This is a genomic window from Streptococcus sp. DFI.7.26 (genome assembly GCF_022240605.1).
Taxonomy (GTDB): Bacteria; Bacillota; Bacilli; order Lactobacillales; family Streptococcaceae; genus Streptococcus; species Streptococcus xiaochunlingii.
Map to the genome: position 1 here is coordinate 55,322 of NZ_JAKOGN010000006.1, position 25,281 is coordinate 80,602.

Genomic DNA, 25,281 nt, shown 5'->3' on the forward strand with positions numbered 1-25,281 from the left:
ATGTTACTTGCTACCCTAGTAGTATCATTTATTCTAACGGTTATTGGCATTCCTGCCTTTATCCGTTTCTATCAACGGGCCCATATTTCGGGCCAACAAATGCACGAAGATGTGAAGCAACACAAAGCCAAAGCAGGCACTCCTACTATGGGGGGAGTGGTCTTCTTGATCACTTCAGTCTTTGTCACCCTTGTCTTTAGCTTCCTAACTGGGAACTTTACGCGTCCTGTTCAATTGATCCTCTTTATTTTGGTCTTGTATGGAATCGTCGGTTTCTTGGATGACTTCTTGAAGGTCTTTCGTAAGATCAATGAAGGGTTAAATCCCAAGCAAAAATTAGCCCTGCAATTGTTGGGAGGGATTATTTTCTATCTCTTCTCTGAACGACATGGAGCTGGTAGTCTTCTCAATGTCTTTGGTTGGGATGTCTATTTGGGACATTTCTATATTGTCTTTGCCTTGTTCTGGTTGGTTGGTTTTTCAAATGCAGTCAACTTAACGGACGGGATTGATGGCTTGGCAAGTATTTCGGTAACCATCAGCTTGATCGCTTATTCCATCATCGCTGTTTGGCAAAGACGAATCGATATCCTTTTTGTGACCATCAGTATGATTGGAGCTCTATTAGGTTTCTTCGTCTACAACCACAAGCCGGCCAAGATTTTCATGGGAGATGTTGGAAGCCTAGCCCTAGGTGGGATGCTTGCGACTCTATCCATGGCTCTCCACGTAGAGTGGACCTTGCTCTTGATTGGGATTGTCTACGTCTTTGAGACTAGCTCTGTCATGCTCCAAGTCTCCTATTTCAAATGGACTAAGAAACGGACAGGGGAAGGACGCCGGATCTTCCGCATGACGCCTTTCCATCACCATTTAGAATTAGGTGGTCTGTCTGGTAATGGACCTAAATGGTCTGAGTGGAAGGTCGATGCCTTTCTCTGGAGTGTTGGTGCAGGAATGAGCGGCTTGACCCTCTTGATCTACTATTTGACCAATTCATAAGTCATGAATCATAAAAGGTTGGGATTGCTATCTCAGCCTTTTTCGCTGGCTAGGAATTGCTGTCCAAAAGAAGAGCGGGAAGAGGAGTTTTTTGATATAATAGTGGAGATGATGAAAGGATAAGAGAATGAAATTTACAGATTTTAAGTTTAAGGACTATATCCAAGAGGCCTTAAAAGAGATTAATTTTATCGAAGCAACAGAAGTTCAAGAAAAGCTGATCCCGATTGTTTTAGCAGGCCGTGATCTGGTCGGTGAATCTAAAACAGGATCAGGGAAGACCCATACTTTCCTCTTACCAATTTTTCAAACCTTAAATGAGGATAGTAGCAATGTCGAAGTGGTCATTACAGCGCCTAGTCGGGAATTGGCAACACAGATTTACCAAGCGGCTCGTCAGATTGCTAGCCATTGTGAAAAAGAAATTCGGATTGCCAACTACGTTGGGGGAACTGATAAGGCTCGTCAAATCGATAAGCTCCAAATAGCCCAACCCCATATTGTCATTGGGACACCTGGACGGATCTATGATTTGGTCGCTTCTGGAGACTTGGCTATTCATAAGGCTCACACTTTTGTGGTTGATGAGGCGGATATGACTCTCGATATGGGCTTTTTGACGACGGTAGACAAGATTGCATCCAGTCTTCCAAAGAAGCTTCAGTTTTTGGTCTTCTCTGCTACGATTCCGCAAAAGTTACAACCCTTCTTGAAGAAATATTTGTCTAACCCTGTCATGGAGCAGATCAAAACCAAAACGGTAATCTCGGACACCATTGATAACTGGTTGGTATCGACAAAAGGGCGCGACAAAAACGAGCAGATTTATCAACTGACGCAGGCTCTTCAACCTTATCTGGCTATGATCTTTGTAAATACTAAGGACAGAGCGGACGATTTGCATGCTTTTCTAGTAGAGAAGGGGCTCAAAGTCGCTAAAATCCATGGGGGGGTTCCTCCACGGGAGCGCAAACGAATCATGAACCAAGTCAAAAACCTGGATTTTGAATATATCGTGGCGACTGACTTGGCAGCGCGTGGGATTGATATTGAAGGGGTCAGTCATGTTATCAACGATGCTATTCCACAAGACTTATCCTTCTTTGTCCACCGCGTTGGCCGGACTGGTCGGAATGGTCTTCCTGGCACAGCCATCACCCTCTATCAACCGAGTGATGACTCAGACATTCGGGAGCTTGAAAAATTGGGCATCCAGTTTGTCCCTAAGGTCTTGAAGGCTGGAGCTATCGAAGATACCTATGACCGGGATCGTCGGGCTAATCGTGAAAAACGCCAAGAAAGACTTGACATTGAGATGATCGGCTTGGTCAAGAAGAAAAAGAAAAAAATCAAACCAGGCTACAAGAAAAAAATCAAATGGGCTGTGGACGAGAAACGTCGCAAAGCCAAGCGAGCTGAGAATCGTGCTCGCGGTCGAGCAGAAAGAAAGGCGAAACGCCAAACCTTTTAGTGATAAAGAAATTTAAAGATTTCCATAAAAATTAACTATTTGGTCGCTGATTTATTTTGTGATAGACTATCTATAGATAGTCTATTTTTTTGCTCTTAGGGGAGACGCTTGCTTGAGATCACATCAGACCTGAAGCATGATTTACGAACGATCAGTAGCAAAACTCAGCATTTTAACTGTAAATATGATAGAATGATTCATTATCGAGGGAGGAAGTAACGAAGATGTTTACAACTACTTATCTGGCATCTGGCTGGTACGAAGAGTTTTTAAAATGGATACCAGAAGGAGAAATCTTTAACCTACGCGTCGTTTTTGAAGCTATTCCAGGAATTTTAAAAGAGCTTCCAAATACGATTTTATTAACCTTGGCAGGAGCCTTTTTTGGTTTATTGCTAGCGCTATTGTTTGCCATTGTCAAAATCAATCGGGTAAAAATCCTCTACCCGATCCAAGCCTTGTTTGTGAGTTTTTTAAGAGGGACACCAATTTTGGTCCAGTTGATGCTGACCTACTATGGAATCCCGCTCCTATTGAAGGCCATTAACCAACAATATGGGACAGCCTTTAATATCAACGATGTGCCAGCCCATTTATTTGTCATTGTAGCCTTTGCCTTCAATGAGGCAGCTTATGCCAGTGAGACCATTCGGGCAGCGATTCTATCTGTTGATGCGGGAGAAATCGAAGCAGCGAAGAGTCTCGGGATGACCAATGCCCAAGTTTATCGTCGAATTATTATTCCAAATGCAGCAGTGGTTGCGACTCCGACCTTGATCAACTCTTTGATTGGTTTGACCAAGGGGACTTCTTTGGCCTTTTATGCAGGAGTTTTGGAAATCTTTGCCCAAGCCAAGATTATGTCGGGGAATGACAGTCGCTATTTCGAGCGCTTTATCTCTGTTTCATTGATCTACTGGGCCATTAATATTTTGATTGAACAATTGGGACGTTGGATCGAACAGGTACTCTCTATCAAAGATCCAAAAATTGTTACCCAAACCTTGCAAGAGGAGGAACGAGCAGCATGATTCGGATTTCACAATTATCAAAATCTTTTTCCGGTCAAGTGGTCCTAGACCATCTCGATTTGGAAGTTCAAAAAGGGGAAGTTGTTGCCTTGATCGGTTCTTCTGGAGCTGGGAAATCAACCTTCTTGAAAAGCTTGAACTATCTGGAAGCTCCGGATAGTGGCAGCATTGAGATCAATGGGGAAAAGGTAGACTTTGAAAACATCAGCAAGGACGAGATCCTGACCCTTCGAAGAAAGCTAGCTATGGTCTTTCAACAGTTTAATCTTTTCAGCCGCAAGACAGGCTTGGACAACGTCAAGGAAGGACTAATCGTCGTCAAAGGCTTATCCGACCAGGAAGCGACCAAGATTGCCAAAGAAGAACTCGCAAAAGTCGGTCTGTCGGACCGCGAAACCCATTATCCTCGTCATTTGTCCGGAGGGCAGAAGCAACGGGTAGCCTTGGCGCGAGCCCTAGCCATGAAGCCGGAAGTCCTCTTGTTGGATGAGCCAACTTCAGCCCTCGATCCGGAATTGGTCGGAGAGGTAGAAAAAGCCATCGCAGCAGCAGCTCAGGCAGGTCAAACCATGATTTTGGTTAGCCATGATATGAGCTTTGTTTCCCAGGTGGCAGACAAGGTCTTGTTCCTCGATAAGGGGAAAATTATTGAATCTGGCACTCCAGAAGAAATCATGAAATCTCCTAAAGAAGAGCGTACAAAAGAATTCTTTGCTAGTTACAAACGAACATTTGTTTGATATAATATATAAGAGCTCGAGTCTGGAACGCGATGTTTCAGACTCGGATTTTTCTTTGAGTAGGTGCCTCAGGAAAAGAGGATTATATGTAGTTCATTTTTCCGCATAGATAGAAGTTTCAAGTTGATTTAATAGTGAACGAAACGAATCGGCATCTCGTCCCCTCATTCCAATCTTGGATACTAAGGAGATCTTATGTTAAACCAATTGCTATCTCTCTATATCGAGAGCCTAATCATCACTTCAATTGGGGTGTTGGTTGCTTCAGCTATTTGGATAGGCTTGCGAGCAGCTCGTAAGACGGATAAAACAGCTAAGGAACGCCAGTTACACCTCTATGATATTTTATTAATTGATATTATGACAATTCCAGTCCTCACCTTTGCAGTCATTGGAGTTCTGTTTATTCTTCGAGCAAGATAATTGCAAAATGGTTCAATTGGAGTTAGAATCAAGATAGTTACAACAAAAGGAGAAGCTTATGTATGATACACTGATTATCGGTGCAGGACCTGCGGGTATGACTGCAGCCTTGTATGCAGCCCGTAGCAATCTAAAGGTTGCCTTGTTAGAAGCTGGAATTCCTGGCGGACAGATGAACAATACATCCGATATCGAGAATTATCCAGGCTATGCCAATATCAGTGGACCTGAATTGGCTGAAAAAATGTTCGAGCCACTAGAAGCCCTAGGTGTGGAACACTTGTTCGGTAGAGCCGAAAATATTGTGGATCAAGGAAGCTACAAGGAAATTACGACAGATGATGGCCTCCTTCAAGCCAAGACCGTTATTATTGCGACTGGTTCTAACCATCGCTTGTTGGGAGTTCCAGGTGAAGAAGAATTAAATAGTCGTGGGGTTTCTTATTGCGCCGTCTGTGATGGTGCCTTCTTCCGGGATGAAGACCTCATGGTTGTTGGTGGAGGAGACTCTGCGGTTGAAGAGGCAATCTTCCTGACTCAGTTTGCTAAGTCTGTTACCATTGTTCATCGACGCGATGCCCTACGTGCCCAAAAAGTTCTTCAAGACCGAGCTTTTGCCAATGAAAAGATTCACTTTGCTTGGAATACAGTGGTTGAAGAGATCAAAGGGGACAACCGTGTGACCAGTCTGGTCTTAAAAGATGTTCAAACAGGTGAGGTTCGCGAGCAAGCAGCTGGTGGTGTCTTTATCTATGTGGGCTTGGATCCTGTTAGTGACTTTGCCAAAGACCTCGGTATTCTAGACGACCAAGGTTGGGTGATCACGGATGATCACATGAAGACCTCCGTGCCGGGTGTCTTTGCGGTTGGAGATGTCCGCCAAAAAGATCTTCGTCAGGTCACCACAGCTGTTGGGGATGGCGCTGTCGCCGGTCAAGAAGCTTATAAATATATTACTGAACACGAAGAATAAGAGAGAAGAAAGGGATGTTCGTCTGATGGAAAGAGGCGAAGATCCCTTCTTTTTTACGATAAAAAATGAGGCTCAGCCCGGATTAAAGTCATGTGGTCCTGCTTAAAATGTGCTATAATGTGTTTAAAATTATTTTGGACTGTGCCAGTTGACAGAGCGTGACTGGTGCCATGACGTAAGAAAAAAGAAGAGGGATCAAACATGTACCCAGATGATAGTTTAACTCTCCATACGGATTTGTACCAAATCAATATGATGCAGGTTTACTTTGAGCAAGGCATCCACAATAAAAAGGCGGTCTTCGAAGCCTATTTCCGCCAGCAACCCTTTAAAAATGGCTATGCCGTCTTTGCAGGTCTTGAGCGCATTGTCAACTATTTGAAGAATCTACGTTTTTCAGAGTCGGATATTGCCTACTTAGAATCCTTGGGCTACGAAGGAGCCTTCCTGGATTACTTGAAAAATTTTAAAATGGAATTGACTGTTCGTTCTGCCAAAGAAGGGGACCTAGTCTTTGCCAATGAGCCGATTGTCCAAGTAGAAGGACCGCTTGCCCAGTGTCAGTTGGTCGAAACGGCCCTCCTCAATATTGTCAATTTCCAAACCTTGATTGCCACAAAAGCCGCTCGGATTAAGGCTGTGATCGAAGACGAACCTTTGATGGAGTTCGGGACTCGTAGAGCACAAGAAATGGATGCAGCTATTTGGGGAACCCGTGCAGCCGTTATTGGGGGCGCTAACGGGACCAGTAACGTACGTGCAGGAAAACTCTTTGACATCCCTGTCCTTGGGACCCATGCCCATGCCTTGGTGCAGGTCTATGGCGATGATTATAAAGCCTTCAAGGCATATGCTGAGACCCATCGCAACTGTGTCTTCCTGGTGGATACCTATGATACGTTACGCATCGGAGTTCCAGCTGCGATTCAGGTGGCGCGTGAGATGGGCGATCGTATCAACTTCCTAGGAGTGCGGATTGACTCTGGAGATATTGCCTACATCTCGAAAAAGGTTCGCCAGCAGTTGGATGAAGCTGGTTTCACAGAAGCGAAGATCTATGCTTCAAATGATTTGGATGAGAACACCATCCTCAACTTGAAGATGCAAAAGGCTAAGATTGATGTCTGGGGTGTCGGAACCAAGTTGATCACAGCCTATGACCAACCAGCCCTCGGAGCAGTCTATAAGATTGTTGCTATCGAAGACGAAAATGGTCAAATGCGAAATACCATCAAGCTGTCTAACAATGCTGAAAAAGTTTCAACCCCAGGGAAGAAGCAAGTTTGGCGTATTACCAGTCGGGAAAAAGGCAAATCTGAAGGGGATTACATCACTTACGATGGAGTAGATGTCAATGAACTGACAGAAATCAAGATGTTCCATCCGACCTATACCTATATCAAGAAGACGGTTCGTGATTTTGATGCTATCCCGCTTTTGGTCGATATTTTCAAAGATGGGAAACTAGTCTACGAATTGCCAACCTTGATGGATATCCAAGCCTATGCTCGGAAGGAATTTGACAAGCTCTGGGACGAATACAAACGTGTCCTCAATCCACAACATTACCCAGTGGACTTGGCCAAGGATGTATGGCAAGATAAGATGGACCTCATCGATCAGATGCGTCAGAAAGCCTTGGGAGGTGAAGAAGAATGAGCCTACAAGAAGACATTATTGCCCAATTAGGGGTCAAGCCAGTCATTGATCCTCAAGAAGAGATTCGCCGGTCCATTGATTTTTTGAAGGACTACCTGCAAAAACATCCTTTTCTAAAGACCTTTGTCTTAGGAATTTCGGGAGGACAGGACTCGACCCTAGCAGGTCGCTTGGCTCAATTAGCCATGGAGGAAATGCGGGCAGAGACTGGAGATGCTAGTTATCAGTTTGTTGCTGTCCGCTTGCCCTACGGTGTCCAAGCAGATGAAGCAGATGCCCAAAAGGCCTTGGCCTTCATCCAGCCAGACGTCAGCCTGGTCGTGAACATCAAGGAATCGGTCGATGCCATGGAGCGTGCTGTCGAAGCGACAGGAACGGATGTCTCAGACTTCAATAAGGGCAATATCAAGGCACGGAGTCGGATGATTGCTCAGTATGCTTTAGCGGGTGCCTATAGCGGAGCCGTCATTGGGACGGACCATGCAGCCGAAAACATCACTGGATTCTTTACCAAGTTTGGAGACGGTGGAGCCGATATTCTGCCTCTCTACCGCCTTAACAAGCGCCAAGGCAAGCAGTTGCTTCAGGCGCTGGGAGCTGATCCTGCCTTGTATGAAAAGGTACCGATTGCGGATTTGGAAGAGGAGAAGCCAGGTATCGCTGACGAAGTAGCTCTTGGGGTGACCTATGCAGAAATTGATGACTACCTAGAAGGAAAATCAGTTAGCCCGGAAGCTCAAGCAACTATTGAAAACTGGTGGCACAAAGGCCAACACAAACGTCATCTACCGATTACGGTATTTGATACCTTCTGGCGTTGATAGGAAAGAAAAGTCGGTTGAGCCGACTTTTTTAAAACAGGATAGGAGGAAAGATGATGAGGAATTTAGGTTCTATTGAACTGAGGACCAACCGTCTATTATTAAGACGCTTTGTTGTAGAGGATGCAAAGGCAATGTTTGAAAATTGGGCGTCTGATACAGATAATCTTAAATATGTGACTTGGGATCCCCATCCAAATCCTCAAGTGACTCAAGCTTCGATCGAAAGATGGCTCCTTCATTACCAAGAGGAAAATACTTACAAATGGGCGATTTGTAAGAAAGATGATCCCGCACAAGTGATAGGCGATATCAGTGTCGTTTCTCAGGATCCACAAAAAAAACTATGTGAAGTCGGCTATATTCTAGGGAAGAATTTCTGGGGGCAAGGTCTGATGACAGAAGCCTTCCAGGCTGTTTTACACTTTTTGTTGGTAGAGGTGGGAGTCAAGGAAGTTCAGGCCAAGTATGTCAGTTTGAACCCTGCTTCGGGACGGGTAATGGCAAAAGCTGGAATGCAATATCTTGAAACTCTCCCAGATGCTGTTGCCAGAAAAGGCTATGTCGGAGATCAAATAATCTACACTATCCATTCTTCTGACCTTTAAAACAATTTTCACTTGAAGATTTTAGCCAATGGTCTATAATGGTAAGTAGCTTTACAAAGGAGAATTTTATGTCAGAATTAACACAAGAATTTACAGATCAACTCTATGCGAATTACCAAGCAAATGTGAAATTTGCGGCTCTCGAAAATGCCATCACCCACAATGGGATTCATGCAGCTTTAGAGACACGCAAAAGTGCAGTAGAAAACACCCCCGTCTTTTCTCTTGATTTGACCAAGGACAAGGTGACGGACCAGAAAGCTTCTGGTCGTTGCTGGATGTTTGCGGCTCTGAATACCTTCCGTCATAAAATGATTGCAAGCTTCCAATTAGAGGATTTTGAGTTGTCTCAAGCTCATACCTTCTTCTGGGACAAGTATGAAAAATCAAACTGGTTCTTGGAACAAATCATTGCGACAGCGGACCAGAACTTGACCAGTCGCAAGGTGGCCTTCCTCCTTCAAACCCCTCAACAAGATGGTGGTCAATGGGATATGGTCGTTTCCCTTTTTGAAAAATATGGGGTCGTACCCAAGTCTGTCTATCCAGAATCCATCTCATCTAGCAATAGCCGAGAGCTCAATACCTACTTAAACAAATTGTTGCGTCAAGATGCGCAGATCCTGCGCGAATTGCTTGCGACTGGAGCAGATCGAGCAATGGTTCAAAGCAAGAAAGAAGAGCTCCTGCAAGAAATCTTTAATTTCTTAGCTATGTCACTGGGCTTGCCCCCTCGTACATTTAGTTTCTCTTATCGCGATAAGGACAATAACTTCCATACAGAGTCTGGCTTGACACCTCAAAGCTTTTACAAAAAATATGTGGATCTTCAGTTGGAGGACTATGTTTCTGTTATCAATGCGCCTACGGCAGACAAGCCTTATGGTCAGTCCTATACGGTTGAGATGCTGGGGAATGTGGTCGGTAGCCGTGAAGTCCGCTACCTCAACGTTCCGATGGAGCGCTTGAAAGAATTGGCCATTGCTCAAATGAAGGCTGGGGAAACTGTTTGGTTTGGATCGGATGTCGGCCAAGTTAGCAACCGGAAAGCTGGAATCCTTGCGACAGATGTCTATGATTTTGAAGCGGGAATGGATATCCAGTTGACTCAAGATAAGGCAGGGCGTTTGGATTATGCGGAAAGTCTCATGACCCATGCCATGGTCTTGACTGGTGTAGATCTGGACGAAGCTGGACGTCCTCTCAAATGGAAGGTTGAGAATTCTTGGGGAGATAAAGTCGGAACAGATGGCTACTTTGTTGCTTCTGACGCCTGGATGGACGAATACACCTACCAAATCGTCGTTCGTAAGGAACTGTTGACAGCGGAAGAATTGGCTGCTTATGAGGCAGAGCCAATCGTCTTGGCTCCATGGGATCCGATGGGGGCTTTGGCTTCTAAGTAAGTTGAATTGAAAAGCACGATTGTTGATTAACAATCGTGCTTTTGTTTGGACTTAAATTATCTGACTAGCGATTTTGTTCATTTTCTTTGGCAGAAGGTTCAGTGTGTTCAGAATTCTCTTCTGAGTTAGATGAACTAGAACTTGAACTATCTTCTGTTGCTTCAATATCTTGACTGACGGGACCTGGCTCATAATAGTAATTGTAGTTATTCTTACCATTATTGAGATATAGGTAAGAACCGCTACGGTATACACCACTTGGTTGGGTCCAATCAGTGCTACCTGATCCGTTTTGCTCATACAAATACAACATCATTTGTTTGTAGACATCTGTTGCGACTTTGATTCCATCATCCAGTACGGGAGTCAAGCGATTGGTGTACCCTGTCCAAACAGCCATAGAATATTGAGTGGTGTAACCCACAAACAATTCATCTGGTGTCACAATGCTTGAGTAACTGTAGTCTTTGGTTAGTTTCTTCAATTCATTGTCTGAATAGTTAGAGGTACCTGTTTTACCGGCATGATAAAGACCGGAGATATAAGCGTTGTATCCTGTACCAGCTGTGATAACAGATTTCAACATATCAGTCATCATGTAAGCGGTGGTCTCTTTCATCACCCTTGTTCCAGAAGTGTCAAAGTTCCTAGTTGTACCATCGCTAAATACAACTCGATTTACATATTGAGGTTTATAATAGGTTCCACCATTAGCGAAGGTTGCATAAGCAGCAGCCATTTTCTCGCTACTAGCCCCGTATTTGCTGCTAGAGTCGCTGGTGTTACTTGAGATAGCATTAGCATACACCATTTTTGGATATTCAATACCCATGTTGCTTAAGAATTTTTGAGCTTTCTTTAAACCAACTTTTTCAAGAGCTCGTACAGCAGGGACGTTACGGGACTGTTGAAGAGCATAGACCATACTGATGTGGCCATAATACTGTCTATCCCAGTTATAGATTTGCGTATTTGTACCAGGGAAGTTGTATGGTGTATCAGGAATAGTTACTGCGGTTGAGCTGTATTCTTCATTATCGATTGCAGGAGCGTAATCTGAGATAGGCTTCATCGTAGAACCCCAATCTCGGTTCGTTTCTACAGCTTGGTTGGTACCGAAGGATACATTAGATGATTGATGACGAGATCCCAACTGAGCAATGACTTTTCCGTTTGTCACATCAACGATAGTAGAAGCAACTTGCAACTCATTATCTGGATAATTGACATATTCGTCAGAGTTGTAAATATCCCACAGGCGTTTTTGAGCTGCGGTATCGACGTTGGTGTATACATCCATACCAGTTGTCAAGACATTGTAGCCTGTCTCTTCTTCGACTTGTTGGATGACTTCTTTGAGGTAGTTATCCATATAAGCAGGATAGTTGCTTGAGCTGGTTAGACTTTGTAAACCATCTGTAACAGGTGTATTGACGGCACTTTCATACTGTTCGTTAGAGATAGACTTCATATCTAACATTTCTTTGAGAACCAGATTACGGCGTTGGAGAGCAGCTTCCGGATGAGTGTATGGGTCGTATTGGTTCGGTGCCTGAGGCATTCCGGCCAATAGGGCTAATTGTGGGAGAGAAAGCTCCTTCAAATCTTTGGCATAATAACTACGAGCAGCTGTCTGCATTCCGTAGTTTCCGTTAGACATATAAACTTTGTTGATGTAGTAGGTCAAAATCTCTTGTTTGGTTGCTTTTTGTTCTAATTGAGTAGCAAGCCAAGCTTCTTGAATTTTTCGTGACAGGGTTTGATCGGACGAAGAAGTAGAGAAGTAAGTGAGCTTGATTAACTGCTGTGTGAGAGTGGATCCCCCTTGGCGACCTCCTCGGAGGTTATTGAAGAAGGCTCCTCCAATACGAATAAAGTCTAGACCTCTATGGTTAAAATAACGGTGGTCTTCAATTGCCACAATCGCATTCACCAAGTCTGTTGGGATTTCACTGGTCTTCACATTAATTCGTTTTTCAGCACCCAAATCTGCAATCAGATTGTTTTGATTATCATAGATTTTACTTGATGTCGTTGCGACGAGGTCTTTCTCAGAAAGAGTCGGTGCTTTTGCGGCATAGTATCCAAATACCAATCCACCCAGAATAAGTAAAAGGAAAAATAAGGAAATAGCCGCAATCGCTGCATATTTTAACCACTGGATAACTGTTTGTTTGTTCATTTAATTACCGCCTAGTAGATTCTGTTCGATAATATCGAGATAAGGGACGCTTGGAAGGCGATCTGTCTCGATACGAAAACCATTTTTCTGTATAAAGGTCAATGGCATAGATTTACTGCCGTGATCGATGTTGTAAAAGTCGATTAAGGAAGGAGCGGGCAGTAGATAGGTCTCATTGAGCTTTGCAAAATGCAAGAGCACGAAACAAATTCCTCCCTGTTGGACGACCGCTGCCATGTGATCAATCTGGTGCTGGTGAAAGTTTTTCATCGGCATGGATTGTTTTTGCTGGGTCTCTTTTGCTTCAAAATCAATGTAGTGTCCTTTATAAACACCAGAATAGTCTGTGGTAGACGCCTGGCGAAAATAAGCTTCCACAATCTTTGCCCGACTGCGATGAGGATAGTCCACCTTTACAATCTGGATGGGTGTCGGCTTTTTATGAATCACCGCTAGCCCTTTAGAAAGGTAGTACTGATTGCTCTCATTAATCATTTTTTCAAATGTCATCCCCCGATTGGCAAAGTTTACACTTTGCTTCCTCTGGATGGGCGAAGAAGATTTCTTGCTAAGTTTGTGAGGATAGTTGACCATAATTCTCCTTATTGGTACAATTACATCACTCTATTATATCACAAAATGAAGAAGGGAGGGGAAATAATGAATAGTTTACTGATTACAGGTTACAAGGCATTTGAATTGGGAATTCTGACAGCAAAGGACCCTAGACTTCCCATTATTAAAGAGGCAATTCGCAGGGATTTAGTCCGTTTTTTGGAAGAGGGCGTCAAGTGGCTGATTTTTACGGGTAATCTAGGTTTTGAATCCTGGGCCTTAGAGGTTGCCCAGGAATTAAAAAAAGAATACGAGATACAGCTGGCCACGATTTTTATGTTTGAAAACCAAGGAGAGAACTGGAATGAGGCCAATCAAGAACTCCTTAGTCGCTTTAAACAGGCTGATTTTGTCAAGTATGCCTATCCCTCTTATAGCCAGCCAGGCCAATTTAAAGAATACAATACTTTTTTATTAGAAAATACAGATGGTGCTTATTTATTTTACGACCCAGAACATGAAACAAATCTCAAATATCTTTACAAAATGATGCTAGAAATGGATCAGTATCATGTAAAAAGATTAAACTTTGATGACTTAAATGAAGTAGCGGAAAAAATTTGCGAAAAATAAGTGATTTACCTTGATTTTTTCTCCTCATTTTTTATATAATGATTATGATTAACTAGAACGGAGAGAATGATGGCAAGTATTATTTTTACTGCGAAAGATATTTTTGATCAAGATTTCAAAAAAGAAGTTCGTGGATATAGTAAAGTTGAGGTAAATGAGTTTTTGGATGATGTCATCAAAGACTATGAAACCTATGCTGCCTTAGTGAAGGAATTGAAAGAAGAAAATGCTCGGCTCCGTGAAGAATTAGCGAAGAAAACGAACCAAGCAACTCCGAGTCCATCAGTTCCTGAATCTGCTCCAAAGCATGAGTTTCCTCAGGTCACTACTACGACAAACTTCGATATTTTGAAACGCTTAAATCGTCTTGAAAAAGAAGTCTTCGGGAAACAAGTCGTAGATCGTGATTTTTAAGACATAAAAGATGAATCGTGCAATTTTTGGATAATCGCGTGAGAGCTTTCTCTCATGAGGAAAGTCCATGCTAGCACAGGCTGTGATGCCTGTAGTGTTTGTGCTAGGTGAATCCATAAGCCTAGGGACTTGATCTTCAAGTTACGGCGAGCGAACGGGCTAAGTCTTAGGATAAGTTCTATTAGCTCTGAAAGTGCCACAGTGACGTAGTTTTTAGGGAAACCTAAAAAGTGGAACGCGGTAAACCCCTCAAGCTAGCAACCCAAACTTTGGTCGGGGCATGGGATGCATGGAAACGAACATAGCATTCTGACTGGAAACAGTAGACAGATGATTATCGAAGGAAATGGTACCTAGTCATTTCTGGAACAAAACATGGCTTATAGAAAATTGCATATAGGTGGTGAGGGGGAGAGAAATCTCAACCTCCTTTTTTAAACAATGAGGAACAAATGAAAAAACAATTTGAATTAATTGCGACAGCTGCTGCTGGATTAGAAGCAGTGGTTGGGCGTGAATTGCGAGAGCTCGGCTACGATTGCCAAGTGGAAAATGGACGAGTCCGTTTCAAAGGCGATGTTCGTGCAATCATCGAAACCAATCTTTGGTTGCGTGCTGCTGACCGAATCAAGATCGTAGTAGGATCCTTTCCTGCCCGCACCTTTGAAGAACTTTTTCAAGGAGTTTTTGCCTTGGATTGGGACCAATACCTCCCTTTAGGAGCGCGTTTCCCCATCTCCAAAGCAAAATGTGTCAAATCCAAACTGCATAACGAACCGAGTGTACAAGCGATTTCAAAAAAGGCAGTTGTCAAAAAGTTGCAAAAGCACTATGCTCGTCCGGAAGGCGTTCCATTGATTGAAAATGGAGCAGAATTTAAAATTGAAGTTTCCATCTTGAAGGACCAAGCGACTATTCTAATCGATACCACTGGTAGCAGCCTCTTCAAACGTGGTTATCGGACGGAAAAAGGGGGCGCACCCATTAAGGAAAATATGGCGGCAGCCATTCTTAAACTTTCCAATTGGTATCCAGATAAGCCCTTGGTTGATCCGACTTGTGGATCAGGGACCTTCTGTATCGAAGCAGCGATGATAGCTCGCCAGATAGCACCGGGCTTGAGACGGACTTTCTCGTTTGAAGAGTGGAATTGGATCGACAATCGTCTGATTCAAGAAGTTCGCACAGAGGCTAGTAAAAAAATCAATCGGGACCTTGTCCTAGACATCATGGGAACCGATATTGATGCGCGGATGGTTGAGATTGCCAAAGAAAATGCTCAAAAAGCGGGTGTTGCGAGCGACATCACCTTTAAGCAAATGCGGGTGCAAGATCTGCGCTCGGAGAAGATTAATGGGGTCATTATCTCCAATCCACCGTATGGTGAACGCTTATCCGATGATGCAGGGGTGACAAAATTGTACGCTGAAATGGGAGAGGTCTTTGAGCCCTTGAAGACTTGGAGCAAATTTATCCTGACCAGCGATGAAAACTTTGAAAAGAAGTTTGGGCGACAAGCGGATAAAAAAAGAAAATTATATAACGGAACCTTAAAGGTTGACTTGTATCAGTTCTTTGGGGAGCGGGTACGTCGACAAGCGACTAGTGAGAAAGGAAACATATGACAAAAGAAGATAAACAGCAGTTGGGCCAAGAGGCAGAGTCAGTTCTTGATTTTAAGGACGCCAAAGAGATGACGATTGGCCAAGCAAACCGCAAAGCTGAAGAAATCGAAGCAGGGGTCAAGGAAACAGATAATGTCCTCGATAAATACATCAAACAGCACCGTGACGAAATCGAAGCTCACAAGTTTGATACCATCGTCATGCAAAAGGAAATGTTGGCTGAGGCAGAGGAAGCAGCCACTGTGGATGAGGCGGACCCGATTCCAAACGAAGAGCCAGTGAAAGAAGCAACACCGGCTGAAGCAGGTCAAAAAGAAGGTGCGTCTACTCGCATTCCGGATCCAATTCCTGCGGAACGTCCGGCAAAAATTAAATTTGGTCCAGAGCCAACAGAACCATATGTGGATGAAGAAATTGAGATTCCTGAAGAACCGAAAAAAAGCCGGGTCAAACCAATTTTATTTTCAGCTTTAGCTCTGACAGCAGTTGCTACGGCTAGTTGGTTGTCTTATCAATGGATACGTAACCAGTCTAAAGGGGAAACGACAGTCGTCTCTTCTACTAGCTCATCTAGCAAGAAGTCCTCTAGTTCTTCTGCCTCAACGAGTGCGAATTCAGAGACGTTGCTGAAGGATTTTAACGATCAGTATGCAGCTTTCTTTACAGATGACACGCAGACGAAGCTGAAAAATGATTCTTTTGGTAATTTGGAAAAACTAAAAGCCAGTTTAGAAAAATTGAAAGACACCAAAGAATACGATGCGGCCAAAAGTAAATACGATGAATTGGTGAAGCAGGTTTCTGCTATTCAAACAGTAAACTCTCAGTTTACCAGCCCAGTTATTAAGGATGGGGCCATTGATACCAAGGCGCAGGTAAAGAGTGATGCAGTCTTTTCAGATGCGTCAACAGCTAATACACAGTTGAACCAATTGTTGAAGGATGCTGCAGCTCAAGGACGTTCACAACAAGTTGCCACTCCAGCACCTGTGACAGATGGTGGAGGCAGTGCTACCGGCGGAAGTGCAGCTTCTTCTGGAACGGTTACCAGTCCATCTCCTACTCCAGCCCCGGCTACTGAAGGCAACACGACAGGCGGAGTGAACCCAGGCTATTCTGGCTTCGGTCTTCAAAGTACTGGTGTGCCACTTCAACGAAACTTGAGCCGGGTGCCATACAATCAGGCGGCACTAGACGATGTAAACAATCCTGCATGGACCTTTAACCCTGGTATCTTGGAGAAGATTCTGAAGATTGCTCGGGAACGTGGCCATATCGTTGGAGATCAATACATCTTGGAGCGCGTGAATATCATCAATGGCAATGGTTATTATAACCTCTTTAAGCCAGATGGAACTTATTTATTTAGTATCAATGCTAAAACAGGCTACTTTGTCGGAAACGGGAAAGGTCATTCCGATGCATTGGATTATTAAGAATTAAAAAAGACTTCTCTTTGAAAGAGAAGTCTTTTGTTTTTTATACGATATGGCGTGTGAATGGATCGTCAGAAATACCTTGTTCGAGAATCAATTTGCACCACTCTTTGGCAGAAAAGAGGCTGTGATCTTTATAGTTTCCGCAAGATTCAATCGTCGTTCCTGGCACGTCTTCCCAGCTTGTCGCTTCAGCAATTTCCTCTAAAGAAGATTTAATCACTTGTGCAATGGTTTTTGGATCGTGCTGACCCCACATAATCATATGAAATCCAGTACGACACCCAAATGGGGAACAATCGATCATCCCATCAATGCGCTTACGGATCAACATAGCTAATAGGTGCTCAATCGTATGTAAACCAGCAGTCGGGATAGAGTCTTCATTTGGTTGAACCAAGCGGATATCATAGTTTGAGATAACATCTCCTTTTGGTCCAGTTTCCTCTCCGATTAGGCGGACGTAAGGGGCTTTTACAGCAGTGTGGTCTAGTTCAAAACTTTCCACAATAACTTCTTTCGTCATGTATCTTCCTCAATTCCTTTTTTCTTGATTATAGCACAATTGGCGCTGGAAGAAAACACAAGAGAAGAGAGTGGCAAGTAGCCGTTGAAATAGGATTCAGAAGCTTGTTTTTAAGGTGTTTCCCCGTTAGAATCAAGGGAAAGAAGCATTAGAATGATAGCAGAAATAGATTAGTTTTCGCTAGAAAATTTGTTTGTTAATTTTGTAAAAATATGATAAAATAATAAAGAATTTTTTAATTCAACTATTCATTAGATTAGGGGTAAAAACATGGAATTTGGAATTGCAATTGTTTTTGCCGCAATCATTGGTTTAGTCATTGGATATGTAGGGATCTCAGTCAAGATGAAATCATCGAAAGAGGCTGCAGAACTTACTCTTTTAAATGCTGAACAAGAAGCAACGAATTTACGTGGACAGGCAGAGCGCGAAGCTGATTTGATTTTGAAAGAAGCTAAGCACGAGTCTAGTTCACTTAAAAAAGAAGCACTTTTGGAGGCAAAGGAAGAAGCCAGAAAATATCGAGAAGAAGTCGATGCTGAGTTTAAATCAGAGCGTCAAGAATTAAAACAATTAGAAACCCGCTTAGCGGAACGTTCGAATAATCTTGATCGCAAAGATGACAATCTTACGAGCAAAGAGCAAGCTCTTGAACAAAAAGAGCAAAGTCTTTCAGATAGAACTAAACACATTGATGCGCGTGAAGAACAATTACATGAGCTAGAAAAGAAGAAAGAAGAAGAATTAGAAAAAATTGCTTCTCTGACTCAATCGGAAGCACGTGATATTATCTTAACGCAAACAGAAGAACGACTTTCCAAAGAGATTGCGACTCGAATTCGAGAAGCAGAAGTGGAAGTGAAAGAACGTTCAGATAAAGTTGCAAAAGATATCCTGGTTCAAGCCATGCAACGGATGGCTGGGGATTTTGTGGCAGAACAGACCAACTCAACGGTTCATTTACCAGATGATGGAATGAAGGGCCGGATTATTGGTCGCGAAGGTCGAAATATCCGAACCTTCGAAAGCTTGACAGGTGTGGATGTGATTATTGATGACACTCCAGAAGTAGTCACCCTGTCTGCATTTGATCCGATTCGTCGGGAAATCGCACGAATGACCATGGAAAGTCTCTTGAAAGATGGTCGCATCCATCCAGCTCGGATTGAAGAGTTAGTAGAGAAGAACCGTTTGGAAATTGACCAACGGATTCGTGAATATGGTGAAGCAGCAGCCTATGAAATTGGCGCACCAAATCTACATCCTGATTTGATGAAGATTATGGGACGCTTGCAATTCAGAACTTCTTATGGACAGAACGTCTTGCGTCACTCCATTGAGGTTGCTAAGTTATCTGGTATTATTGCTAGTGAGCTTGGTGAAAATGCTACCTTGGCTCGTCGAGCTGGTTTCCTTCATGATATTGGTAAAGCCATCGACCGTGAGGTAGAAGGCAGCCACGTAGAAATTGGTACTGAATTAGCTCGTAAATACAAAGAGCATCCAGTTGTTGTCAATACGATTGCTAGTCACCATGGTGATGTTGAACCAGAAAGTGTCATCGCAGTTATTGTTGCAGCAGCAGATGCCTTGAGTGCAGCGCGTCCAGGTGCCCGGAGCGAGTCTCTTGAAAGCTACATCAAACGCCTGCAAGATCTTGAAGAAATTGCAAATGGCTTTGAGGGAGTTAAGACCAGCTTTGCCTTGCAAGCAGGTCGTGAAATTCGAATTATGGTCAGCCCTGAAGAAGTCAAGGATGATAAGTTGACCATCTTGGCTCATGATATCCGTGAGAAGATTGAGTCCAACTTGGAGTACCCTGGTAACATCAAGGTAACCGTTATTCGTGAATTACGTGCCATTGATTATGCAAAATAGAGCTTGTTAAAAGCCATATATAAAAAGATAGTCAGCGAAGGTGGAACAACCTTAGTTGGCTATTTTTTGTGAGTCGTGTTAAAAATGGGATAGCACAGATGAGATGGTTCATTGGTAGAGAAGTGGTTAGGGCCTTGCCTCTAGGAAAAATCTATTGAAAAATCTTTCTATTTTTGTTACACTAGATAGAAAGACAGCGAAGGAGATAAAATGGCGGATCGAGGATTATTAATCGTTTTCTCAGGGCCCTCAGGTGTTGGGAAAGGAACGGTTAGACGTGAGATTTTTGAAAGCTCAGATAATCAATTTCAATACTCAGTATCGATGACAACGCGTGCACAACGTCCAGGCGAAGTGGACGGAGTAGATTATTTCTTCCGGACACGTGAAGAATTTGAGGAGTTGATTCGTCAAGGTCAAATGCTCGAATATGCTGAATATGTTGGCAATTACTATGGGACTCCCTTGACCTATGTGAACGAAACCCTCGACAAAGGGATCGATGTCTTCCTTGAAATTGAAGTTCAAGGGGCTTTGCAGGTCAAGAAAAAGGTACCAGATGCCGTCTTCATTTTCCTGACTCCTCCGGATTTGGATGAGTTGCAAGATCGTTTGGTTGGACGTGGCACAGACAGTGCTGAAGTCATTGCCCAGCGGATCGAAAAAGCAAAAGAAGAAATTGCCCTCATGCGTGAGTACGATTATGCCATTGTCAACGACCAAGTACCTTTGGCTGCGGAACGTGTCAAACGTGTGATTGAGGCAGAACATTTCCGTGTTGATCGGGTCATTGGTCACTACCAAGAAATGCTTCCCAAAGCCACTCAAGTGGTACGATAATTAGAATAGGAATTAGGTAAAAAGATTATGATGTTAAAACCATCTATTGACACATTGTTGGATAAAGTACCGTCAAAATACTCTTTGGTTATTCTTGAAGCCAAACGAGCTCATGAGTTAGAGAGTGGTGCAACTCCTACTCAAGAATTTCAATCAGTAAAATCTACCTTGCGTGCCTTGGAAGAGATTGAATCAGGAAATGTGGTGATTCACCCAGATCCAGAAGCTAAGCGTGAAGCGGTTCGTCGTCGAATCGAAGCAGAACGCTTGCGTAAAGAAGAAGAAGAGCGTAAAATTAAAGAACAAATCGCGAAAGAAAAAGAAGATGGTGAAAAAATTTAAGGTTGGGTTCGCTCAATCTTATTTTTTGCTATTTAGCGCTAGGACAGGAAGGAGGTGGAAGCATGCTAGCACAAGTCATCGTTGATGTTCCCTTGATGCAAACAGACAAGCCCTATAGTTACCAGGTACCAGAAGAGTTTTCTCCTTTCTTGGAAAAAGGAATGCGGGTCCATGTTCCCTTTGGGAAGGGCAATCGGCTCATTCAAGGGATTGTGGTTGGCCTTGAAGAGACCACTCTAGCAGTTAAAGACCAAGAATTGAAAAGTATTGTAGAGGTTTTAGACTATCAACCGGTTCTAGGAGAAGAGCAATTTTGGTTGGCAGATCAGTTGCGAAAGACGGTTTTTGCCTACAAGATCACCCTCTTGAAAGTCATGCTACCGAGTGTTTTGAATTCTTCCTATGACAAAATTCTCCATCCGACAGAACTGCTATCGCCAGAGGATCGAGAAGATATTTTTGGAACAGCGACTAGCTTGGCCTTTTCTTCTTTGGATATTGATGCTCAAGCACGAATGATGCGACTGACTCGTAAGGGAGAGCTGGAAGTAGAATACCAAGCAGTGGATCGTAAACATATCAAAACAGAAAAATGGTATCGAGTAAATCATCACCTACTTGAAAATTTGGAAATCGCCAAGAATGCCAAAAAGCGCTTGGCCCTGCGTGAGTTTGTCCAAAGTCAAGAAGTGGATGCGCCTTTGAGTGATTTATTGGCGGAATTCTCTCGTCCAGTGGTGAACTATTTCATCGGCCAGGGTGCCTTGCTTATTTTTGAAAAAGAAGTCAATCGTGCAGCTGCTTACTTTAAAGACAAAGAGTCGACAGAGGCCTTGGTTTTAAATGCTGAACAAGAACGAGCCGTTCAAGCGGTAACTCGTCAAATCGGGCAGGAATCCAAACCCTTCTTGCTAGAAGGAGTGACAGGAAGTGGGAAGACGGAGGTTTATCTCCAAATCATCCAAGAGGTGCTAGAAAAGGGAAAAACAGCTATTATGTTGGTTCCCGAAATTTCCTTGACGCCTCAAGTGACGGATCGCTTCATTTCTCGCTTTGGGGATCGGGTGGCCATCCTTCATTCAGGTCTATCCAATGGTGAAAAATACGATGAGTGGAGACGTGTTGAACGTGGAGAAGCTCAAGTGGTCGTAGGAGCGCGGTCTGCCATCTTTGCTCCTCTGAAGAACCTAGGGGCTATCATTATCGATGAAGAACATGAGGCTACCTATAAACAAGATAGCAATCCTCGCTACCATGCGCGTGAAGTGGCCTTGCTACGAGCTCAGTACCATCAGGCTGTTTTGGTCTTGGGGTCGGCGACTCCTAGTCTAGAAACACGAGCTCGTGCAGGAAAAGGGGTCTATGAATTTCTTCAATTGACCCAACGGGCTAATCCGCTTGCCCGCATTCCAGAGGTGGAAGTGATCGATTTCAGGGACTATATTGGTCAGCAGGAATCTGGAACTTATACGCCCAAGTTGCTAGAAGCGATAGCAGAACGTCTGCAGCGAAAAGAGCAAGTCGTCCTTATGCTCAATCGCCGGGGTTATTCCAGTTTTGTGATGTGTCGGGAGTGTGGTCAGGTAGATACCTGTCCTAACTGTGATATCTCCTTGACCCTCCACATGGACACTAAGACCATGGACTGCCATTATTGTAATTACCATAAGGCTATCCCAACAGTCTGCCCTAATTGCCAAAGTCGATCGATTCGTTATTACGGGACGGGGACCCAGAAGGCCTACGAAGATCTACAAGAAATTTTCCCCGAGGCTCGTATTCTGCGGATGGACGTTGATACTACTCGGAAAAAAGGGAGTCACGAGGCCTTGTTGGATCAGTTTGGTCAAGGACAAGCGGATATTTTGCTAGGGACCCAGATGATTGCCAAGGGCTTGGATTTCCCCAATGTAACGCTAGTCGGTGTCCTAAATGCTGATACAGCTCTAAATTTGCCTGATTTTCGCTCGTCAGAGCGGACTTTCCAACTGTTAACCCAGGTGGCAGGGCGGGCTGGTCGTGCGGATAAAGAAGGACAGGTTCTGATCCAGACCTATAATCCTCATCATTACGCCATTGAATATGCGAAACGCCAAGATTATGAAGGGTTTTATGCCTATGAAATGAAGGTGCGCCACCAGTTAGGTTATCCACCTTATTATTACACGGTAGGTTTGACCCTTTCTCACAAACAAGAAGAGGTCGTGGTAAAAAAAGCTTATCAGGTGATGGATCTGTTGAAAGCAGGTCTATCGGACCAAGTCCAAATCTTGGGACCAACGCCAAAACCGATTGCGCGCACGCATAATTTATACCATTATCAAATCCTGTTGAAGTACCGGTTCGAAGACCAATTGCCACAGGTTTTAAATCAGATTTTGGACTATACTCAAGAGCGGGAAAATCAAGATCTTCGAGTCAGCATTGACAATGAACCGCAAAGTTTTATGTAGAAGGAGAAAAAATGACAAAAATACTATTTATGGGAACACCTGATTTCTCAGCTACAGTCTTAAAAGGCTTGATTTCTGATGAACGCTATGAAATTCTAGCCGTTGTGACCCAACCAGATCGGGCAGTTGGCCGGAAAAAAGAAATCCGAATGACGCCAGTAAAAGAAGCGGCTTTAGAAGCAGGCTTGCCAATCTATCAGCCGGAGAAACTATCTGGAAGCCCAGAACTAGAAGATTTATTGGCTTTGGGAGCAGACGGGATCGTCACAGCAGCCTTTGGACAGTTTTTGCCAAGTCGTTTGTTAGAGGCGATGAAGTTTTCTGTCAACGTGCACGCTTCTCTTCTTCCAAAATACCGTGGTGGAGCGCCTATTCATTATGCCATCATGAATGGGGATAAAGAAGCTGGTGTGACCATCATGGAAATGGTCAGAGAGATGGATGCTGGAGATATGATTTCTTCTCGCGCCATCCCTATTTTAGAGGAAGACAATGTGGGAACCCTATTTGAGAAATTGGCTCTTGTTGGCCGGGATCTTCTTTTAGAAACTCTGCCAGCTTACCTTGGGGGAGAGCTTAAGCCCCAACCGCAGGATCCCCAACAAGTCACCTTCTCTCCAAATATCAAGCCAGAAGAAGAACGCCTGGATTGGACACGGACCAACCGTGAACTCTTTAACCAAGTTCGAGGCATGTATCCTTGGCCAGTTGCCCATACCCTATGGAAGGGTGAACGCTTTAAGATTTACCAAGCAAAACCGTGTGAAGGTCAAGGAGAACCAGGGGAAATTTTAGCTCTCCATAAAAATGAAATCGTTGTTGCGACGGGTGAGGGAGCCTTGGCCTTGACCCTTGTTCAGCCAGCTGGTAAACCCAAAATGCCTGTCGGAGATTTCTTAAATGGTTTGGGGCGACAACTGCAAGTAGGTGATCAATTTGGTAAATAAGATGCAGACTGCACGAGGGGTGGCCCTATCTACCCTAGGAGAGATTTTCCAGGACGGTGCTTTTTCAAATATCTCCCTCAAAAAAGTCCTGACCAAGGCAACCTTGTCAGATGTGGATAAAAGTCTAGTAACCGAAATAGTCTATGGGACGGTTTCACGCAAACTAACCTTGGAATGGTATCTATCGCACTTTGTCGCTGATCGAGACCAGGTAGATCCCTGGATCTATCATCTTTTATTGATGAGCCTCTATCAGTTCGTCTATCTGGAGAAGATTCCTCCCCATGCTGTTGTCCATGAAGCAGTAGAGCTTGCCAAGCAACGGAAAAAGGGGAGCGAAAAATATGTCAATGCTCTCTTACGGAAAATGCTACGAGAGGAGCTTCCATCAATTGAGCAGATTAAACGAATCAACAAACGACTTTCAATCCGCTATTCTCTTCCGGTTTGGTTGGTGAAAAAGTTGATGGACGAGTATGGTGAACAGCGGGCCATTGCGATTTTTGAGAGTCTCTATGTTCGCAACAAGGCCAGTGTTCGTGTTGTCGATCTGGATAAAAAAGAAGACATCAAGGAGCAATTGCAGGCTTCGGATTCTTTATTGGCTTCAACTGCCCTCGTAAAGGAGAATGGCTATTTTGCGGGCTCTGATTACTTCAAACAAGGGAAATTAACCATTCAAGATGAGACCAGTCAATTGGTCGCTCCGGCTTTAGAGGTCCAACCATCAGACCAGGTCTTGGATGCCTGTGCAGCACCTGGGGGCAAGACCACCCATCTAGCTTCTTATCTAGTTGATGGGCAGGTTACAGCTTTGGACTTGTACGATCATAAGCTCCAATTAATTCAGGAAAATGCGGAACGTCTGGGAGTTGCAGATAAAATCCAGACAAAAAAACTGGATGCCAGCAAGGTGTTTGAAGCTTTTGGAGCGGATGCCTTCGATAAAATCTTGGTAGACGCCCCTTGTTCTGGGATTGGTTTGATCCGCCGTAAGCCAGATATCAAGTACAATAAAGACAATGCTGATTTTGCGTCTCTACAGGCAATTCAATTGGAAATATTGGATGGAGTTTGTCAAAGTGTGCGGAAAGATGGTATAATAGTCTATAGTACATGCACAATTATAGGAGAAGAGAATTTTGATGTGGTTGACCAGTTTTTAGAAACCCATCCAAATTTTGAACTCGTGCCATTAGATCATGAACGAAAAGATATTCTGAAAGATGGCTGTATTTTAATTACACCAGAATTGTATGGAAGCGACGGTTTCTTTATTAGTCGTTTTCGAAGAATATCGTAATCTCAGGAGGATA

Annotated in this window: 23 protein-coding genes and 1 other RNA gene; 21 read left to right on the forward strand and 3 right to left on the reverse strand. The window is 43.6% G+C overall.

Annotated elements, in window-relative coordinates:
* The 10 genes from mraY (at position 1) to pepC (ending at position 10,134) form a co-directional block, all read left to right on the forward strand.
* On the forward strand, positions 1 to 1,002 hold the full coding sequence (mraY, locus tag L0M85_RS06545; protein WP_238656705.1) for a phospho-N-acetylmuramoyl-pentapeptide-transferase: 1,002 nt from the start codon (positions 1 to 3) through the stop codon (positions 1,000 to 1,002).
* A gap of 127 nt (positions 1,003 to 1,129) precedes the next feature.
* The gene (locus L0M85_RS06550) at positions 1,130 to 2,473 is read left to right on the forward strand and encodes a DEAD/DEAH box helicase (RefSeq protein ID WP_195214374.1); all 1,344 of its coding nucleotides are present in this window, start codon (positions 1,130 to 1,132) and stop codon (positions 2,471 to 2,473) included.
* A gap of 224 nt (positions 2,474 to 2,697) precedes the next feature.
* A complete protein-coding gene (locus L0M85_RS06555; RefSeq protein ID WP_061564783.1) occupies positions 2,698 to 3,504 on the forward strand; it encodes an amino acid ABC transporter permease in 807 nt (268 codons plus the stop codon).
* The gene (locus L0M85_RS06560) at positions 3,501 to 4,244 is read left to right on the forward strand and encodes an amino acid ABC transporter ATP-binding protein (protein ID WP_238656706.1); all 744 of its coding nucleotides are present in this window, start codon (positions 3,501 to 3,503) and stop codon (positions 4,242 to 4,244) included. Before L0M85_RS06555 ends, L0M85_RS06560 begins: the two co-directional genes overlap by 4 nt.
* Positions 4,245 to 4,439: 195 nt before the next feature.
* Positions 4,440 to 4,667 (forward strand): DUF4059 family protein, encoded by a 228-nt coding sequence (locus L0M85_RS06565; RefSeq protein ID WP_006596860.1) that lies wholly within the window; start codon positions 4,440 to 4,442, stop codon positions 4,665 to 4,667.
* A gap of 58 nt (positions 4,668 to 4,725) precedes the next feature.
* The gene (gene trxB / locus L0M85_RS06570) at positions 4,726 to 5,640 is read left to right on the forward strand and encodes a thioredoxin-disulfide reductase (RefSeq protein ID WP_023027724.1); all 915 of its coding nucleotides are present in this window, start codon (positions 4,726 to 4,728) and stop codon (positions 5,638 to 5,640) included.
* 201 nt (positions 5,641 to 5,841) lie between these two features.
* Positions 5,842 to 7,299, forward strand: a complete 1,458-nt coding sequence (locus L0M85_RS06575) for a nicotinate phosphoribosyltransferase (RefSeq protein ID WP_238656707.1) — start codon at positions 5,842 to 5,844, stop codon at positions 7,297 to 7,299.
* On the forward strand, positions 7,296 to 8,120 hold the full coding sequence (nadE, locus tag L0M85_RS06580) for an ammonia-dependent NAD(+) synthetase (RefSeq protein ID WP_129270655.1): 825 nt from the start codon (positions 7,296 to 7,298) through the stop codon (positions 8,118 to 8,120). Before L0M85_RS06575 ends, nadE begins: the two co-directional genes overlap by 4 nt.
* Positions 8,121 to 8,176: 56 nt before the next feature.
* The gene (locus tag L0M85_RS06585; protein WP_238656716.1) at positions 8,177 to 8,728 is read left to right on the forward strand and encodes a GNAT family N-acetyltransferase; all 552 of its coding nucleotides are present in this window, start codon (positions 8,177 to 8,179) and stop codon (positions 8,726 to 8,728) included.
* A gap of 68 nt (positions 8,729 to 8,796) precedes the next feature.
* On the forward strand, positions 8,797 to 10,134 hold the full coding sequence (pepC, locus tag L0M85_RS06590) for an aminopeptidase C (protein ID WP_238656708.1): 1,338 nt from the start codon (positions 8,797 to 8,799) through the stop codon (positions 10,132 to 10,134).
* Between the two features lie 64 nt (positions 10,135 to 10,198).
* Here pepC and pbp1a read toward each other — a convergent pair whose 3' ends face one another.
* Positions 10,199 to 12,316 (reverse strand): penicillin-binding protein PBP1A, encoded by a 2,118-nt coding sequence (pbp1a, locus tag L0M85_RS06595; RefSeq protein ID WP_238656709.1) that lies wholly within the window; start codon positions 12,314 to 12,316, stop codon positions 10,199 to 10,201.
* On the reverse strand, positions 12,317 to 12,910 hold the full coding sequence (recU, locus tag L0M85_RS06600) for a Holliday junction resolvase RecU (protein WP_061564791.1): 594 nt from the start codon (positions 12,908 to 12,910) through the stop codon (positions 12,317 to 12,319).
* A gap of 66 nt (positions 12,911 to 12,976) precedes the next feature.
* On the opposite strand from recU, the gene L0M85_RS06605 reads away from it, so the two are divergent.
* From L0M85_RS06605 to L0M85_RS06625, 5 genes are all read left to right on the forward strand, one after another.
* Positions 12,977 to 13,504 carry a DUF1273 domain-containing protein gene (locus L0M85_RS06605; RefSeq protein WP_238656710.1) on the forward strand — a complete coding sequence of 176 codons (528 nt, stop codon included), beginning with the start codon at positions 12,977 to 12,979 and terminating at the stop codon, positions 13,502 to 13,504.
* A 69-nt stretch (positions 13,505 to 13,573) separates the two neighbouring features.
* On the forward strand, positions 13,574 to 13,918 hold the full coding sequence (gene gpsB, locus L0M85_RS06610; protein ID WP_238656711.1) for a cell division regulator GpsB: 345 nt from the start codon (positions 13,574 to 13,576) through the stop codon (positions 13,916 to 13,918).
* Positions 13,919 to 13,940: 22 nt separating this feature from the next.
* Positions 13,941 to 14,306, forward strand: an RNA gene (gene rnpB, locus L0M85_RS06615) — RNase P RNA component class B.
* 64 nt (positions 14,307 to 14,370) lie between these two features.
* Positions 14,371 to 15,543, forward strand: a complete 1,173-nt coding sequence (locus tag L0M85_RS06620) for a class I SAM-dependent RNA methyltransferase (RefSeq protein WP_238656712.1) — start codon at positions 14,371 to 14,373, stop codon at positions 15,541 to 15,543.
* Positions 15,540 to 16,979: a cell division site-positioning protein MapZ family protein gene (locus L0M85_RS06625; RefSeq protein WP_238656713.1), complete on the forward strand. Its 1,440-nt coding sequence runs from the start codon at positions 15,540 to 15,542 to the stop codon at positions 16,977 to 16,979. The genes L0M85_RS06620 and L0M85_RS06625 overlap by 4 nt, the downstream gene beginning before the upstream one ends.
* Before the next feature lie 43 nt (positions 16,980 to 17,022).
* Here L0M85_RS06625 and L0M85_RS06630 read toward each other — a convergent pair whose 3' ends face one another.
* On the reverse strand, positions 17,023 to 17,505 hold the full coding sequence (locus L0M85_RS06630) for an S-ribosylhomocysteine lyase (RefSeq protein ID WP_006596848.1): 483 nt from the start codon (positions 17,503 to 17,505) through the stop codon (positions 17,023 to 17,025).
* Positions 17,506 to 17,775: 270 nt separating this feature from the next.
* Here L0M85_RS06630 and L0M85_RS06635 point away from each other — a divergent pair, with 270 nt between their 5' ends.
* The 6 genes from L0M85_RS06635 (at position 17,776) to rsmB (ending at position 25,268) form a co-directional block, all read left to right on the forward strand.
* On the forward strand, positions 17,776 to 19,383 hold the full coding sequence (locus L0M85_RS06635; RefSeq protein ID WP_048691943.1) for a ribonuclease Y: 1,608 nt from the start codon (positions 17,776 to 17,778) through the stop codon (positions 19,381 to 19,383).
* Between the two features lie 210 nt (positions 19,384 to 19,593).
* Positions 19,594 to 20,223, forward strand: coding sequence for a guanylate kinase (gene gmk, locus L0M85_RS06640; protein ID WP_006596846.1), 630 nt, complete (start codon positions 19,594 to 19,596; stop codon positions 20,221 to 20,223).
* A gap of 27 nt (positions 20,224 to 20,250) precedes the next feature.
* Positions 20,251 to 20,565 (forward strand): DNA-directed RNA polymerase subunit omega, encoded by a 315-nt coding sequence (rpoZ, locus tag L0M85_RS06645; protein WP_006596845.1) that lies wholly within the window; start codon positions 20,251 to 20,253, stop codon positions 20,563 to 20,565.
* Positions 20,566 to 20,627: 62 nt separating this feature from the next.
* Positions 20,628 to 23,018, forward strand: a complete 2,391-nt coding sequence (locus tag L0M85_RS06650) for a primosomal protein N' (protein ID WP_238656714.1) — start codon at positions 20,628 to 20,630, stop codon at positions 23,016 to 23,018.
* 11 nt (positions 23,019 to 23,029) lie between these two features.
* Positions 23,030 to 23,965, forward strand: a complete 936-nt coding sequence (fmt, locus tag L0M85_RS06655) for a methionyl-tRNA formyltransferase (protein WP_048691937.1) — start codon at positions 23,030 to 23,032, stop codon at positions 23,963 to 23,965.
* The gene (gene rsmB, locus L0M85_RS06660; RefSeq protein ID WP_238656715.1) at positions 23,955 to 25,268 is read left to right on the forward strand and encodes a 16S rRNA (cytosine(967)-C(5))-methyltransferase RsmB; all 1,314 of its coding nucleotides are present in this window, start codon (positions 23,955 to 23,957) and stop codon (positions 25,266 to 25,268) included. Before fmt ends, rsmB begins: the two co-directional genes overlap by 11 nt.
* Positions 25,269 to 25,281: the final 13 nt, after the last annotated feature.

Coding starts and splice junctions, on each gene's coding strand:
- mraY (WP_238656705.1), top strand. CDS start 1: ATGTTACTTGCTACCCTAGTAGTATCATTTATTCTAACGGTTATTGGC.
- L0M85_RS06550 (WP_195214374.1), top strand. CDS start 1,130: ATGAAATTTACAGATTTTAAGTTTAAGGACTATATCCAAGAGGCCTTA.
- L0M85_RS06555 (WP_061564783.1), top strand. CDS start 2,698: ATGTTTACAACTACTTATCTGGCATCTGGCTGGTACGAAGAGTTTTTA.
- L0M85_RS06560 (WP_238656706.1), top strand. CDS start 3,501: ATGATTCGGATTTCACAATTATCAAAATCTTTTTCCGGTCAAGTGGTC.
- L0M85_RS06565 (WP_006596860.1), top strand. CDS start 4,440: ATGTTAAACCAATTGCTATCTCTCTATATCGAGAGCCTAATCATCACT.
- trxB (WP_023027724.1), top strand. CDS start 4,726: ATGTATGATACACTGATTATCGGTGCAGGACCTGCGGGTATGACTGCA.
- L0M85_RS06575 (WP_238656707.1), top strand. CDS start 5,842: ATGTACCCAGATGATAGTTTAACTCTCCATACGGATTTGTACCAAATC.
- nadE (WP_129270655.1), top strand. CDS start 7,296: ATGAGCCTACAAGAAGACATTATTGCCCAATTAGGGGTCAAGCCAGTC.
- L0M85_RS06585 (WP_238656716.1), top strand. CDS start 8,177: ATGAGGAATTTAGGTTCTATTGAACTGAGGACCAACCGTCTATTATTA.
- pepC (WP_238656708.1), top strand. CDS start 8,797: ATGTCAGAATTAACACAAGAATTTACAGATCAACTCTATGCGAATTAC.
- pbp1a (WP_238656709.1), bottom strand. CDS start 12,316: ATGAACAAACAAACAGTTATCCAGTGGTTAAAATATGCAGCGATTGCG.
- recU (WP_061564791.1), bottom strand. CDS start 12,910: ATGGTCAACTATCCTCACAAACTTAGCAAGAAATCTTCTTCGCCCATC.
- L0M85_RS06605 (WP_238656710.1), top strand. CDS start 12,977: ATGAATAGTTTACTGATTACAGGTTACAAGGCATTTGAATTGGGAATT.
- gpsB (WP_238656711.1), top strand. CDS start 13,574: ATGGCAAGTATTATTTTTACTGCGAAAGATATTTTTGATCAAGATTTC.
- L0M85_RS06620 (WP_238656712.1), top strand. CDS start 14,371: ATGAAAAAACAATTTGAATTAATTGCGACAGCTGCTGCTGGATTAGAA.
- L0M85_RS06625 (WP_238656713.1), top strand. CDS start 15,540: ATGACAAAAGAAGATAAACAGCAGTTGGGCCAAGAGGCAGAGTCAGTT.
- L0M85_RS06630 (WP_006596848.1), bottom strand. CDS start 17,505: ATGACGAAAGAAGTTATTGTGGAAAGTTTTGAACTAGACCACACTGCT.
- L0M85_RS06635 (WP_048691943.1), top strand. CDS start 17,776: ATGGAATTTGGAATTGCAATTGTTTTTGCCGCAATCATTGGTTTAGTC.
- gmk (WP_006596846.1), top strand. CDS start 19,594: ATGGCGGATCGAGGATTATTAATCGTTTTCTCAGGGCCCTCAGGTGTT.
- rpoZ (WP_006596845.1), top strand. CDS start 20,251: ATGATGTTAAAACCATCTATTGACACATTGTTGGATAAAGTACCGTCA.
- L0M85_RS06650 (WP_238656714.1), top strand. CDS start 20,628: ATGCTAGCACAAGTCATCGTTGATGTTCCCTTGATGCAAACAGACAAG.
- fmt (WP_048691937.1), top strand. CDS start 23,030: ATGACAAAAATACTATTTATGGGAACACCTGATTTCTCAGCTACAGTC.